This is a genomic window from Hymenobacter sediminicola (assembly GCF_014250515.1).
Classification (GTDB): Bacteria; Bacteroidota; Bacteroidia; order Cytophagales; family Hymenobacteraceae; genus Hymenobacter; species Hymenobacter sediminicola.
In genome coordinates, this window is sequence record NZ_CP060202.1 from 891,345 (window position 1) to 905,412 (window position 14,068).

Annotated in this window: 10 protein-coding genes; 8 read left to right on the forward strand and 2 right to left on the reverse strand. The window is 59.5% G+C overall.

The genetic code is table 11. The features are described 5' to 3' along the window. Window positions 1-2: 2 nt before the first annotated feature. The 8 genes from H4317_RS03840 to H4317_RS03875 all read left to right on the forward strand — a co-directional run bounded on the left by H4317_RS03840 (window position 3) and on the right by H4317_RS03875 (window position 11,085). Window positions 3-1,124, forward strand: a complete 1,122-nt coding sequence (locus H4317_RS03840) for a hypothetical protein (RefSeq protein WP_185888835.1) — start codon at window positions 3-5, stop codon at window positions 1,122-1,124. Beyond that, entirely contained in the window at window positions 1,124-2,335 is a 1,212-nt protein-coding gene (locus tag H4317_RS03845; protein WP_185888836.1) for a hypothetical protein, read from the forward strand. Before H4317_RS03840 ends, H4317_RS03845 begins: the two co-directional genes overlap by 1 nt. A 168-nt stretch (window positions 2,336-2,503) precedes the next feature. Next, window positions 2,504-4,093 carry a hypothetical protein gene (locus H4317_RS03850; protein ID WP_185888837.1) on the forward strand — a complete coding sequence of 530 codons (1,590 nt, stop codon included), beginning with the start codon at window positions 2,504-2,506 and terminating at the stop codon, window positions 4,091-4,093. Between the two features lie 2 nt (window positions 4,094-4,095). Beyond that, on the forward strand, window positions 4,096-4,605 hold the full coding sequence (locus H4317_RS03855; protein WP_185888838.1) for a hypothetical protein: 510 nt from the start codon (window positions 4,096-4,098) through the stop codon (window positions 4,603-4,605). A gap of 73 nt (window positions 4,606-4,678) precedes the next feature. Then, the gene (locus H4317_RS03860; protein WP_185888839.1) at window positions 4,679-6,568 is read left to right on the forward strand and encodes a MutS-related protein; all 1,890 of its coding nucleotides are present in this window, start codon (window positions 4,679-4,681) and stop codon (window positions 6,566-6,568) included. Between the two features lie 125 nt (window positions 6,569-6,693). Further along, window positions 6,694-7,662: a bestrophin family protein gene (locus H4317_RS03865; RefSeq protein WP_185888840.1), complete on the forward strand. Its 969-nt coding sequence runs from the start codon at window positions 6,694-6,696 to the stop codon at window positions 7,660-7,662. Window positions 7,663-7,848: 186 nt separating this feature from the next. Beyond that, window positions 7,849-8,778, forward strand: a complete 930-nt coding sequence (locus tag H4317_RS03870; RefSeq protein ID WP_185888841.1) for a cyanophycinase — start codon at window positions 7,849-7,851, stop codon at window positions 8,776-8,778. 165 nt (window positions 8,779-8,943) lie between these two features. After that, on the forward strand, window positions 8,944-11,085 hold the full coding sequence (locus H4317_RS03875; RefSeq protein ID WP_185888842.1) for an FUSC family membrane protein: 2,142 nt from the start codon (window positions 8,944-8,946) through the stop codon (window positions 11,083-11,085). A gap of 15 nt (window positions 11,086-11,100) precedes the next feature. On the opposite strand, the gene H4317_RS03880 is transcribed toward H4317_RS03875, so the two are convergent. Both H4317_RS03880 and H4317_RS03885 read right to left on the reverse strand, forming a co-directional pair. Beyond that, entirely contained in the window at window positions 11,101-11,727 is a 627-nt protein-coding gene (locus H4317_RS03880; RefSeq protein WP_185888843.1) for a response regulator, read from the reverse strand. 131 nt (window positions 11,728-11,858) lie between these two features. Continuing rightward, the gene (locus H4317_RS03885; protein WP_185888844.1) at window positions 11,859-13,793 is read right to left on the reverse strand and encodes a sensor histidine kinase; all 1,935 of its coding nucleotides are present in this window, start codon (window positions 13,791-13,793) and stop codon (window positions 11,859-11,861) included. Window positions 13,794-14,068: the final 275 nt, after the last annotated feature.

Sequence of the window (14,068 nt, forward strand, 5' to 3'; positions counted from 1 at the left end):
GTATGGGCATAACATGCGGGCTGATGAAGGCTGGTAGCCTGCTTCTGCTGCTCTTCGGCAGCGCGTGGCCGGCCAGTGCGCAAGCTCCCCCCGATGGCACCCCCTTTGCAGTTACGTTCAGTGACGTGCAGCGGCTGGTGGGCACTTATGAGGGCACCCTGGATGGCAAATACCGCATCCGGCTGCAGCTCAGTGGCCACGACTCGGTGCTGACCGGGCAATACTACTACCTCTCAAAAGGCCAACCGCTACAGCTGCGGGGCCAGCTAAACGGCAGCGGTATTGTGCTGCTGCGCGAAACTGTAGGCGCCGACACAGTAGCTACCGGCTGGTTTTCGGGCAAGCTGGATATCGGTCTTCTGCTGGCCGACCAGTGGCTGCGCGGGGAGTGGTACAACCGCTCGGGCACTACGCTCATGCCGTTTCAGCTGCAGCGAATGGATGGTTCGGCCCGGCCCACCACAGCCAAGGCCCGCATTAGCTCCAAAACCTATCTGTCGTCATTTCAGGGGCCGGTCGTGACGGTGCCCGATGCGGGCGTGACGAAGCTGTTGGCGCAATGTTTTTCGCTGGAAAACCTGATTGGCCAAGAACTCGCCAGCCTGCGGGCGGAGCAGGCGTACAAGCGTCAGGAGGGCGTGAGTGGCGGCACCGAACAGCTGGACTACACCGTGAACTACAACGCCCGTGGCCTGCTCAGCATCACCACGCAAACCACCGGTACTGGGGCCAGTGTATGGTATGACCACCGCACCCAGAACATTGACCTGAATACCGGCTTTCCTGTGGTGCTGGAAGACGAGATTCAGCCCGAAAGGCTGGCGCAGTTTCTGGCGCTGGGGCAGCAGAAGATGCAGAAAATAACGCGGGCCTACGAGCAGGACGAATTCCTTTCCGAGGAAGACCAGCAGGGCGTACTCGGCCAGCAGTTCGGCCTGAACAGCACGCGGGAATTTACCATATCGGCGACAGGCTTGGCTTTCGACCACCCAGTGAGCTATGATGGGCTGTCGAATTTTGTCTGGAAAGTGTTGACGGGTAATTTTCAGGTAGAATTCACCCACGCAGAGCTGGCCCGCTTCCTGAAGCCTGAAAGCCCGCTGCGCCGCCTTGCTACCCGCTGATGCTGCTGCGTAACTGCTCCTTGTTTCTGCTGCTAGCCGCCTGCTGGAGCTGCGACCAGAAAGCCCCGGCCACTAGCGCCGCTCCGGCAGCCATCAATTCGCAGGTTCCTGAGGTCACTGCCCCGCGCCCATCGGTAGCTGCCGTCCTCGGCGACTACGAAGGCACGATGGCCGGTAAGTATGCGTTTCGGCTGTCCATCACGGCGCAGCAGCCCGATTCGCAGCTGGTAGGCATGTATTACTACCTCAGCCAGCACAAACCCATCGAGCTGCAGGGCTTCGTGGCTCCGACGGGTGAAATCTGGCTGCGGGAGTTTGCGGGCCAGTCGTCGGGCGAGGAGCTGGAACGGCCCCCCGGAAACGAGGCGCCTACTCCGTCAAGGCAGCCGTCTGCCCGCTTCATGGTGCGCCGTAGTCCCGATGGCAGTTTGGCAGGCACTTGGCAGGAGGCTAACTCGGAGCGCAGCTTGCCGGTGCAGCTTACGCGTTATCCGTCTCCCAACTTGGCCCGGCAGACCCCCACAGGCTTACAGGCGCACGTGGGGCAGCAGGTGTACTTCGAAGAGTTTACGGTACCAGTTTTTACGGTGCCAAACCCTGGCGTGACGCGTCGGCTACACGAAATCTTCGGGGTGGAGCAGCTCACCGAAATGACGCTGGCGGAGCTGCAGGAAGAGCACCAGCAACACCAGGCAGCCGAGTACGCGCAGGGCTTTGCCGGCGTAGATGCGGAAGTGACTCACAACAGCCAAGGCCTGCTGAGCGTGAACCTGCACAGCGAATACACCGGTGCCAACGTGAACCACAGCTACCGCACGGTGGTAGTGGATCTGCACACCGGCGAGCAACTGACCGACGAAATTAACCCGGCGCGCCAGCCGCAGTTTCTGGCTGCTTGTGAGCAGAAACTTCAGGCCAAACTGGCCACCTACATCCGCGAGGAGTACGGCCAGATGATGGCGGGCATTCCACCGGAAGAAGATGAAAACCTGGCGGGTCTGCGCAGCCAGCACATCAGTCTCCAAAACCAGCCTGACGATATGAGTATCGAGGCCGGCAAAGTGCTGTTTCACTACCCGGTGCAGTACGAGGCTATGTCCAACCTGATGTTCAAGCAGTTTCAGAGTCAGTTCTGGCTGGATTTCAGCTTCGCCGAGCTTCAGCCGTTTCTGCGGCCTAGTAGTCCGCTGCGGCGGCTCACGCAGCGCTAAGCAGGAAGCAGCGTAAGGCGTATTATGAAAATATAGTATATTCATAATGTAGGCATTGGCCGAGTGCCGATGTTGGCCAGGAAGTCTGAGCGGGCAGATAGTGGAGGCGAAAATCGGACGACTTGAGAACCGCTTGCCGTGTTTCCCACCTTCTAGTGCTCTGCCACAATGCGCCGTCTGTCCCGCTTCCGCTTCCTGACGCTGGCTGCCGTAGCGCTGCTAGCGGGCTTGGTGTCGTGCCATTACTACCTCGACCACCATTTCCGGGCTACGTACCAGGATGCCAATGCCCTGTTGCACGCCAGCGCCCGGCAGAAGCCCTATCTGAAAGCGCACCTGCGCAACGGCAGCGTGTATGTGTTTGACTCCCTATGGCAGTATGTGGCAGGAACCGACGTGGTGAGCGGCAATGCCGTCCGCTACGATTTCAATCGGCGGGAGCAAAGCCGGGGACCGGTGCAGTTGCCCGTCGATTCGGTCGCAATATTTGAATCCAACCGGCCGGTGCCGTCTAAAGACGCTGGCCGGGTGGCGGCGCTGGCCATTCTGACCGGCGCTGACGTGGCGCTGGGAATAGTGTGCATCACAGTGCCCAAGGCTTGCTTTGGCTCGTGCCCTACATTCTACTATGAGCAGGAAGATAATGTGAACAGTGCCAATGCGGAAGGTTTTTCCAGCGCCATTGCACCAGCTTTCGAGACTGCCGATGTAGATGCGCTGCATAATCCTTCGGTACGCGGCCAAACCACGTTTGGGCTGACGATGAAAAACGAAGCTCTCGAAACGCACGCCGTGAATGCTGTGCAGCTGCTGGCAGTGCCCCGCGGCCCAGGCCAGCGCGTGTTTCATGATGGCGAAAATGGCTTCTACCTCACCGAGCAACTCACGCCCATCACAGCAGCCCGCTGCGGCCCGGAAAAACTGACGGCCGCTCTGGCCGAGGCCGGCGACGACCGGGAGTGGTTCAGCCCCGCCGACTCTACCGACCTAAGCACCCGCGAAACCGTTGAGCTGACCTTTGAGCACGCGCCAGCTGGCCCGGTGGGACTGGTGCTGAATTTTCGACAGACTCTGCTCACTACATTCCTGCTGTATAGTGCTTACGGCTATATGGGCAACGAAGTGGGCGACCTGTTTGCCCGCGTCGAAACCGACCGTACCGTCCGCAATTCCCTCACCAATCCGTATGGTTTGCTAGGTGGTATTGACGTGAGTTGCCTGGATGAACGTACCGGCCGTTGGGTGCCCGCTGCCACACTCTATGAAACGGGGCCTATCGCCCGTAATCTGCAGTTTGTGCCGCTGCCTGGCGCCCAGAGCAGCGGGCCACTGCGCGTGCGGCTACAAGTAGCGAAAGGTCTGTGGCGCCTCGATTATGCCGCTTTGGCTACCGTGCGCGGCCGTGCGCAGCCGCTGGTGCTGGACGCAGGTCTGGTCACGCGCGCCGGCCGCTCCGACGACGAAGCCCGCCAGCAGCTTGCCGCCGATGACCGCAGCTACCTCACGGCTCTGCCTGGCGAGGCCTGCCGGCTGCACTTCAAACTGCCCGACCCAGCCCGTGACTACGAGTTGTTTGTACGCTCCAAGGGCTACTATCTGGAGTGGATTCGGCAGGACTGGCTGCGGGAGAAAAATCTGCCCAAGCTGCGGGGTATGCTCACCAATAATCCGGCTACCTGGGCAGAGCTGGCCCGGGAATTCAAAACCGCGGAACCCCGCATGGAAGCTATTTTCTGGAACAGCAAAATCGTGCAGTAGCTATGCAAAAGGCTCTTCTTGTACTGTTGCTGGCACCATGTCTGCTGGCGGGCTGCCGCGTCAATAAGGCCGTGCCGCTGGCCAGAGAACTGCCGGAGTCGCCGCGTGGCGTGGAACTGATACAGCTGGACAAGCGCAAAACACCGCTGCAGCAGGGAGAACTGCTGGCCCTGACTCCGGACACGGCCTACGTGCTGACTACGCAAGGCCACGTGCTGCACATTCCGAAAACTGCCATTGAGACGGCGCAGCTCAACATTGCCCTGACCAGCAACCAGCCTGCCAGCTTACGAGCTTGGGCCGGCCTAACCAACCTGCTGACCCTCTCGCACGGGCTTTTTATGGTCTTTACGCTGCCGCTGAATATTGGCATAACGTCGGCTGTAGGCACCGGAGCAGGACGAGCCTACCAGGTAGACTATCCGCAACAAATCAACTGGGAGGAAATGAACAAGTTTGCGCGTTTTCCGCAGGGGCTGCCGCGTGGTGTGCCGCTGAGCCAACTGCGCTGACTAGAGCAGCGGGCTTGATGAGTAGTTTGAGAGAGGGGGCCGTACCTTCGTGGGGTCCACTTGTTTTGTCGCCGTGCCCGTTTCTGCTGCTATTCGCCCGCTTACTGTTTCGCCTGCCGAAGTCTTCACCGAAAACCTGACTACCCACACGGCGCAGGAGCAGCACTACGCCAGCCGCCACCAATTGGGGGGCTGGCTGCGGGTGGTACTGTTTGGGGGCGGCGCGTTCGGCGCGTGGTGGCTCTTTTCGCAGGGGTACCTGCTGCCGGGTATTGCATTTGTAGCAGCGGTATGGCTGGCCTTCATGGCAATGGTGCGCTGGCATGGCCGCATGAGCTACCAGCGCGAGCATCACCGCCTGCTGGCCCGCCTCAACCAAGACGAGCTAAACCGCCTGGCCGGCAATCTGGACGGCTTCGACCCGGGCCTGCGTTACCTCGATACACAGCATCCGTACGCTGCCGACCTCGACGTATTCGGCGCCCACTCGTTGTTCCAGCTGCTCAACCGTGCCTCTACCCGGCTGGGCCAAGACTGGCTGGCCGGCTGGCTGCTCCGGCCCGCCCTGGCCGATGTGGTACGTGCCCGCCAGCAAGCCACCGCCGAGCTGGCCCCCGATGTAGCCTGGACCCAGGAGTGGCAGGCGCGCGCCCGTCATTTTCCGCGCCAGCAAGCCGACCCGCGCGAATTCAGCGCCTGGCTGGCCCACCCCGATTTCTTTGCCGGCAAGCCTTGGCTGAAGCCGTTGCTGGTGCTGCTGCCACTGCTGTCGGTAGGAGCTATGGTGGCTTGGGGACTAGGAGCCGGCTTCTATCCATTAGTAGTGGTGCAGTTGGCTATTGGAGTGCTGAACGGGCGGCTGGCGCTAGCTCGTACAGAATATGCCGAGCAGGCCACCGCCATGCGCGACGCGCTACGGGCCACACAGGCCCAATTGGCGCTGTTCGAGGACGAATCGGCCCCGGATTGGCAGGCGGCGCGGCTGCGGCAGCTGCGCGAGACGCTGCGGGCAGCCAGCCACGGCACTGCTGCCACGCGCCGCCTTGGGCAGCTGGCCACGGTAGCCGGTCTGTTCCGGGGGCGGGAGCATCCGTTGGGGGCACTGCTCCTGAATAGCTTATTGCTCTGGGACTTGCATGCCATGTGGCAGTTGGAGCGCTGGAAGCGCGACTTGGGTCCGGAACTGACTACCGTGCTGGAAGTGCAGGCCGAGCTGGAAGCCCTCATCAGCCTTGCCGGCTGGCAATTCGGCAACCCCACCTATACCACTCCTGAGCTAAGCAGTGCGCCCCTCGAAGTGACAGCCGAAGCTCTGGGCCATCCGCTCATCTTCGCGGCACGCCGCATCACCAACGATTTTCAGACCAGTGGCTACGGTCAGACGGCCGTTATTACGGGCTCCAATATGGCCGGCAAAAGCACGTTTTTGCGGACTGTGGGCCTGAACATGGTACTGGCCCTGGCCGGTGGGGTTGCGTGCGCCCGACGCTTACGCCTCAGTCCGGCCCAGGTGTTCACGGCCATGCGTACCCAGGACAATCTGGCCGAAAGCACCTCTTCCTTTTACGCCGAGCTGAAACGGCTTAAGCTGCTACTGGACCTGAGTAATAACGAAGATGCCAGCCACGGAAACAACCAGCAGGCACCCGTAGCGGATGCGTTGCCGGTGTTTTATCTGCTCGATGAGATTTTGAAAGGCACCAACTCCCTGGACCGCCACCGCGGAGCCCGGGCGCTGTTGCGGCAGTTGCACCAGCGCCCTGCCGCCGGGCTCATCAGCACCCACGACCTGGAACTGGCAGCTCTGGAAACCGAATGGCCAGACCAAGTGCGCAACTTTAGCTTCAACAGCACCTTCAGCGGCGGCGAAATCCACTTCGACTACCACCTTACGCCCGGTGCCTGCCGCGCCTTCAATGCCAGCCAGCTTATGCAGTTGATGGGAATTGAGGTTGACGGGTGAAGGAATTTGGTTGAAAATCTGCGCGGTGTATGCCTTATTGCGGCCAGAACACAACTTATAGCCGCGTATTGTGGTAAGCTGAACAGGCTTATTTTGCCTGCACTTCACACTTAATTTTCTTCTTCGTGTATATCCGCAAGAATCTTCGCTGGCGTGTAATCTGGAAATTCGCCTGGCAAGGACTGGTCGTATTTACGCTGTATTCCGTGCTGGTCTGCATTCTGTATCGGCTGGTTGGGTTGCGCTCCGTATCTATTCCGTGGCAGCCAGTAGCCACGCTAGGTATAGCGGTGTCGTTCTACATCGGCTTCAAAAACAACGGCTCATACGACCGTTTCTGGGAAGGGCGGCAGCTATGGGGAAGCATCGTAAACTACAGCCGCACCTGGGCTATACAGTCGCTGGAATACGTGACGTCGGTAGTGGACGCGCCGGGGGTTGATGCCCCTGCCGCCTCTCGTGCCGAGCTGACACTGCGCCACCGCCGGCTGGTATACCGCCAGATTGCCTGGTGCAATGCCCTACGACTGAACCTACGGCGCCAAAACGACCAGTGGGACGAGCAGGTAGCGCCTTTCCTCGACCCTGCCGAGTCGGCGGAGATGCGCCGCAAACAGAACCCACCTGCTCATCTGCTGCGCCAGCAGGCCGCCGACTTACGCATCCTGCGCGAGGAACGCGGGTTGCTGAACGATTTTCAGCACGTGAACATGATGACCAGCATCGAGCAGTTCAACAACCTGCAGGGGGGCTGTGAGCGAATCAAGAATACCCCATTTCCGCGCCAGTATGCCTTCTACAGCTTCATTTTTGTGTGGCTGTTTGCCGCACTGCTGCCGCTGGGCCTAATTGGGGAGTTTGAGAAAATGGGCCCCGACCATATCTGGCTGACCGTGCCTTTTTCGGTGCTGGTGTCGTGGGTGTTTAATACCATCGAAATAGTGGGACATACCAGCGAGAACCCCTTCGAAAACGAGATGAACGATGTGCCGATGACGGCCATCTGCCGCACCATCGAAATTGACCTGCGCGAGATGCTCGGCGAAACTCATCTGCCGCCTAAGCTGGCCCCAATCGACGATATTCTATATTAAAAAGAGTAAAGCAGCGCACTGTTGAGCTTGCTGGCTCCGGGCACTGGGCCAGAGGAAGTTGCCTTGCAGACAGAAGAGCTACAGCCAGCGAGTCAGCTGATTCGCCTTCCTGTTTGACCAAAGCTGGGCATTAACTAACGTAGCGGGGCCGGCGTAAGCACAGAACCCTTCGTATCCCACGCTGCTATGGCCAAACGCCCTAATTCTAGCTCTACGGCCGGTGCTGCTACCGCCCGCAAAAAAAGCACTGCGCCCCACCATCCGGCTTCTGCTAACTGCCCGCATCCGAAGGGCATCCTCATTCCGATAGGTGGGGCCGAGAAACGAGGGGTTGATGCGCAGAAAACACCGACTTCTGATGACATGGCGTCGGAGTCGATTCTGCAGCGTTTCGTGAATGAACTGCCGAATAAAGGGCCCATACTCGTGATTCCCACGGCCTCGGAGAAAGCGGAGGAAGCAGGTAAAGAGTACGTGGACATTTTTAAAAGTTTGGGAGCTAGCCGCGTCGATGTGCTCCATATTGAGTCGCGGCAGCAGGCCAATGCGGAAGAAAGCCTGCAGCTGCTGGAAAAAGCCGAAGGAATCATGTTTACGGGAGGCGACCAACTGCGCCTTACGGCTCTGCTGGGTGGCACGCAGCTGCAGCGGCGCATCAAGGAGCGCTACACGCACGAGCGGTTTGTAATTGCGGGAACCAGCGCTGGGGCCACAGCCATGAGCACGCCCATGATTTACCAGGGCCGCAACGACGCCGGCATGCTGAAAGACGAAATCCACATCACCACCGGCCTGGAGTTCCTGCACGATGTGGCCATTGACACGCACTTTGTGGCCCGCGGCCGGATTGTGCGCGTCGCACAGATTATTGCTACCAACCCGGCCTGCGTCGGGCTAGGTTTGGAAGAGAATACCGGTGTTGTCATCACCAAAGGCCGCGAACTGGAGGTAATCGGGGAGGGCATTGTGGTGATTGTGGACGGCACTAGCTGTTCTTCCACGAATATTCACGAAATCCAGCCTGGGGAGCCATTTACCATCCGCGACTTGCGGGTGCACCTGCTCAGCCGGGGCGAGAAGTACACGCTGCCCATACTGGAGCAGATGCACGTGTAGCCCGCTAAAAATGGCAGCAGAGTAACTACCTGCAGGCAAGAGCCGAGAACAGAAACCGAAGCACGGCGTTAGTATTTGCGGTAGCTTGGCGGCGGGTGCAGGTTCAGCGACGGACGGCTTATTGCCGTATAGGCGCAGCAGAACCCGCCTCCGCAGTCCGCTGCTATGAATACACACGCCCGTAAGCTTCGCTATTTCTTCTTTAGTCAGGACTTCTCCGATGGCCTCCGCATTACGTTGGCAGTATTGCTGCCTGGTATTTTGCTGGGGTGGCTGGGGCACTTGGCAGTAGGAATAGAAGTAGCACTGGGGGCGCTTTGCGTGAGCATCACCGATTCGCCGGGCCCGGTGGTGCACAAGCGCAATGGGATGCTGGCGGCCGTGGTGCTGCTACCGGTGCTGGCGCTGCTCACGGGCCTGGTCCAGCCACATCTTTGGTTGCTGGGGCTGGAAATTGGGGTATTGAGCTTCGTGTTTACACTGTTTCTGGTGTACGGCAACCGTGCCGCTTCTGTGGGCACCGCGGGCCTGCTGCTCGTTATTCTGATGATGGACCGCAGCCTCACCTTGCGGGAGCTGATAGAATATGTGCTGCAGGTCACGGCGGGTGGCATCTGGTATATGCTGGTGAGTCTGCTCTGGTATCAGATCCGGCCCTATCGGCCGGCGCAGCAGGCGCTGGGCGAATGTATCCGGGCAGTTTCGGGCTTTCTGCGCCTAAAAGCAGAATTCTACCGCACCGGCACCAGCCTCGACGATGACTACCGCCGCCTGATGGCGCAGCAGGTAACTGTGAACGAAAAGCAGGATGCCGTGCGCGAACTGCTCTTCAAAACCCGCCAGATGATGAAAGAATCAACGGGCACCGGACGGCGGCTGGTGCTCACCTTCGTAGATCTGGTCGACCTCTACGAGCATATCACTGTCACCTATTACGACTATGCCGCGCTGCATGCCCGCTTCGAGGCCACCGGCGTGCTTGATGCCATTGCGGAATTGGTGGAACAGTTAGCGGCTGAGCTGGAACGCATCGGGTTTGCTATTGAAGCCAACCACGGCCATACTTCCCGCGTGGACCTGGCCGCTGGCTTGGAGTACCTGAAAGCCCGCATCGACTCGCTCGAAGATGCCAGCCAGCCGGGCCATACACTGGTGCTGAAGAAAATTCTGGTGAACCTGCGCAACCTCACCCAGCGAGTGCAGGATATCCAGGCCTATTTCGATGCCACGGTGCCTGCTGCCTCGGGGCGGGAGCTGGAGTTTGGGCGTTTTGTAGCGCATCAGAGCTTCGGGCTGGGGCAGCTGCGCGACCATCTCACGCTCAGCTCGGGCATTTTCCGGCACGCCGTCCGCATGATGGTGGCTTGCCTGGCCGGTTTTGTAATAGCCAAAGTGCTCCTGCCGGGCCATCATAGCTACTGGATCATCATGACGACGACCTACATGCTCAAGCCGGCGTTCAGCCTCACCAAGCAGCGCAATATTCATCGGGTGCTGGGCACGCTGGTGGGCGGCGGCATTGGGGGGCTGGTACTGTTGCTGATACACGACCGAACTGTGCTGGTGGTGTTGCTGGGCCTTTTCATGCTGACTTCTTTCAGCTTCACGCGCAGCAATTACATTGTAGCCGTCACGTTCATGACGCCTTTCGTCCTGATTCTGTTCAGCTTTTTGGGGCTGGGGTATCTGCAGGTAGTGGAAGAACGGATGCTGGATACTGTGCTGGGATGCCTGCTGGCATTTGCGGCCAGCTACCTGCTGTTTCCGCGCTGGGAGTCTGACCAGCTACAGGACTACATGAAGGCCGTGCTGCGCGCTAATCTGCACTATCTCTACACGCTACAGGAAAGCCTCACCGGTTCTCCCGTGGCCGTAGTCGACTATAAGCTGGCCCGCAAGGAAGTGTACGTCAGCTCCGCGAACCTGGCCGCCGCGTTTCAGCGCATGATGTCGGAGCCTCGTGGTAAGCAGCATCGGCCCACCGAAGTGCACGAGTTTGTGGTGCTAAACCATATTCTATCTTCCAATGTGGCCTCCATCACCTCTGGTTTGCTGGCAGGCAGCAGCCGGGTAGAGCAGCCCGGAGCCCTGCTACGCTTGGTGCGTCAGTCGCAGCAGGCCCTGCACCGCAGCCTGCGCCGCCTCGATCCGGCCGAGCCCGAAACCATTCCGGAACCCGCTTCTGGGCTGCCCGCGCCCAAGCGGCCTGAGGCAGCTGCCCCTGATCCACAGCTGTCCGAGCAGCTGGATTTTATTCAGAAAATCAGCAGCGACATCAGTAAAGTAACGGAGGAGGTGCTGGTATAGGGCGCCGTGCGTGCATCATAGCCCATGCGTGTGCGCAAACTGCACGAGTACCGCTACGTTGTGCAGCTCTAGCTTGTGCATGATGTTGCGCCGATGCGTGCTCACGGTGAATTCGGACAAGGAAAGCTGCTCCGCAATATCCCGGGTGGTGAGTCCAGCCCGAATCAGGCTCACTATTTCCCGTTCCCGAACCGAGAGCCGCTGTAGTAAAGGCGAGTCAGCGGGGGCTACTGAGGCTTTGCGCTCCGATTTTGGAAAGACGCTTTGGCCTTCGTACACGGCACGGATAGCAGCCAGCAGTTGGTCAGCATCCGCCGATTTGGGCACGAAGCCATTGGCCCCGGCCTCCGCTACCCGCGTTAGTAGTTCGGGGGTAGCCGCTGTGCTAAATACCAAGATGCGCAGGGCCGGCCACTGTCGGCGCAGCATCGGCAGCAGCGTAAGGCCATCAGGAGCCGGTAGCTGCAGGTCCAGCAGCAGAACGTCGGCCGGAGCCGGGCCGGCAGTAGGCAGCCACGCCAGCAAGGCGTCTCCTGTGCCAAACTGGCCTGCCACTTCCAGGTCCGGCTGCTCGGCCAGTAGCAGCGCCAGGCTTTGGGTCAGCATCAGATGGTCATCCAGGATAAGTAAGCGGCAGGACATAAGCGGGCAAGTGAAACGGTGGATGCGGCAGTAGCAAGTGCCGGAGCAATCTGAGCGAATTATGCAGCTATGAAAAGCAGGTGCGGCACCAACAGTTCAGCTTGTTTTCGAGAGTAGTCGGGGTAACACACTTAGCATGGCAACCGCACAACGATGGTGGTGCCTTTGTCGGAACTGTCGATATGTACCTGGCCGCGGAGGTATTCGGCGCGCGCATACACACCGCGCAAGCCAATGCCGGAACCCGATTTTGTGTTTTTAAAGCCGCTGCCATCATCTTCCACCAGAATTTCGAGAGTGGCAGGCAGCCGCAGCAATTGCACCTGCACAGCCGTGGCGCTGGCGTGCCGTACGGCGTTGTTGAGCAACTCGGCGGCAATACGGTAGGCGGTCTGCTGCAGGGAAGGCGAAAGTTGGTCGAGGCCTTCGTCGCAGTAGGTATGCACTACAGGGGTGCCGTAGAGATTAATCAGCTCCGCCAGTGCGGCAACAGATTCCGACAGCGTGCCCAGCCCCGGTTCGGCGGGCAACACGGCGTGGCTAAACGTGCGCACCTCGTCGCGGAGGTGGCGCAGCAGCAACTCAGTGTGGCGGCCCGCTGCTGCGGCTTCCGGCGAGGTATTCATGGCCTGCTGTACAGCTTGGCCCTGCCAGGCCATGTGCAGCGCCGCCAGGTTGGGGCCCAAGGCATCGTGTAGCTCCCGGGCCAGCTGTTCCCGTTCTTCTTCCTGCGCTGCAATGAGGCGTGCGCCTTGCGCATTGCGCTGCCGAAGCTGCCGGATACGGAGTTGGGCGTTCTGGCGCAGCGTATGCTGGAAGCGGCCTGTAAGCAGCGCGCTCAGTACCAGCAGCTCCAGCAGCAGCCCCCACGCCAGCGGATTGGGATAGATAGGATTGAAGCTGCTCAAGCCGACGTGGTTGCTCCAGAAAACGGCAAACCCACTGAAAAAGAACAGATAGGTGAGGGCATAATATGCCGCAAGACGGCGGCGCTGGCTGGACTGAAACACCTGAAACAAGACCACCCAGCCATACGCAAACAAGCACAGCAGCAGTAGCTCACGCATGGTATTAAGTACCTGCAGAAAGCCCAGGCTATGACGAACTGCCCACGGAAACAGCACCGCATAGAGCACCACAAAAACTACTCCCATACCTGCCAGCCAATTGCCAGCCTGATGCAGCCGGGGCCACCCGCTGCGCAGCCGCAGAAACAACTGCATTATCCGGATACCTGCTGCCGATGCCAGCAGCATAAAGTTGAACTGTCCGATGGTCCAGATAATCTGGTAAGGCAGACGTGGCAGCAACATGGCATCCAGCCCGTCTTCCATCATCAAAAACAGCGTAACGCACGCCACGTAGGCCACATACCACAAGTGCACCCGGTCGCGCAGAAAGGCATACAGCACCAGATTGAACAGGGCGCTACTCAGGTAAAAGCCCAGCATCCAGACCCAGTGCCGCTCGAATGGGAAGTTCATTTCCCAGCCCAGGAAGTGTTCGGCAGTTTCAATGTACGTGGGCAGATACAGTGCGCCGGCGTGCAGGTCGATGCGCAGGTAAAGCACCGCTGTTTCGTTGGCTTCGAGCACAAACGGAAAGCTCAGCGACCGGGCCGGAAACGCTCTTTCGGCTGCGGGCACCCAAGAGCTTGCCGCGCCCAGCTGCCGAAACTGGGTTTCGCCCTGCCGCCGACAGTACAGCGCGGCGCTGTCCGTAAAGTTGAAGATGCTCCAGAGGTAGCGTAGGCGTTGCGGCTCTATGTTGCGGACCACCAGCCGCATCCACACCCGCTCATGCAGCAGGCCCAGGTTGAGGGTCTTATGCCACGGGCCGGTTCGGAACTTGCCCGCCTGCCACTGCGCTTCCACCTGCTCCGGGTCAGGGACTATGTCAAAGGACTCGGTGTAGTAGCGGTACGCCTCCGAAATATGCGGCCCTTTGGGGTCCTGCAGCAACAATGTGTCGCGCACCACCTCAGGCGGCGCCTCGGCAGCACAGGCAGACATGGTGCCGACCTGCCAGCAGACGAACACCATGGCAATAAGGGAGCGAAACCACATAAAATAGCTAAAGGAAGAGCAGGTGCTGCAGTAAATAAATACAATTTGATATAGTTAAAAAATAAAATACCTCTGGCATCTGCCAACTGGATAAATGCCATGTTCTTTCCTGAAGCATCATGCTGCTTTGGCCGACGAGTCCAGGTGGTGGTAGTCAGGTGGTAGTAGGTTTACATGGTTGAGCTTTCAGCACTGGTCTTGTTGCTGATACACTCTTGTTGGAATAAATAAAAAGGCCCACCTAAAGGGTGCGATACATCTGCGCACGTATGGTT

Bases quoted from the DNA above. Each gene is read 5' to 3' on its own strand.
- H4317_RS03840 (WP_185888835.1), top strand. From the start codon at position 3: ATGGGCATAACATGCGGGCTGATGAAGGCTGGTAGCCTGCTTCTGCTG.
- H4317_RS03845 (WP_185888836.1), top strand. From the start codon at position 1,124: ATGCTGCTGCGTAACTGCTCCTTGTTTCTGCTGCTAGCCGCCTGCTGG.
- H4317_RS03850 (WP_185888837.1), top strand. From the start codon at position 2,504: ATGCGCCGTCTGTCCCGCTTCCGCTTCCTGACGCTGGCTGCCGTAGCG.
- H4317_RS03855 (WP_185888838.1), top strand. From the start codon at position 4,096: ATGCAAAAGGCTCTTCTTGTACTGTTGCTGGCACCATGTCTGCTGGCG.
- H4317_RS03870 (WP_185888841.1), top strand. From the start codon at position 7,849: ATGGCCAAACGCCCTAATTCTAGCTCTACGGCCGGTGCTGCTACCGCC.
- H4317_RS03875 (WP_185888842.1), top strand. From the start codon at position 8,944: ATGAATACACACGCCCGTAAGCTTCGCTATTTCTTCTTTAGTCAGGAC.
- H4317_RS03880 (WP_185888843.1), bottom strand. From the start codon at position 11,727: ATGTCCTGCCGCTTACTTATCCTGGATGACCATCTGATGCTGACCCAA.
- H4317_RS03885 (WP_185888844.1), bottom strand. From the start codon at position 13,793: ATGTGGTTTCGCTCCCTTATTGCCATGGTGTTCGTCTGCTGGCAGGTC.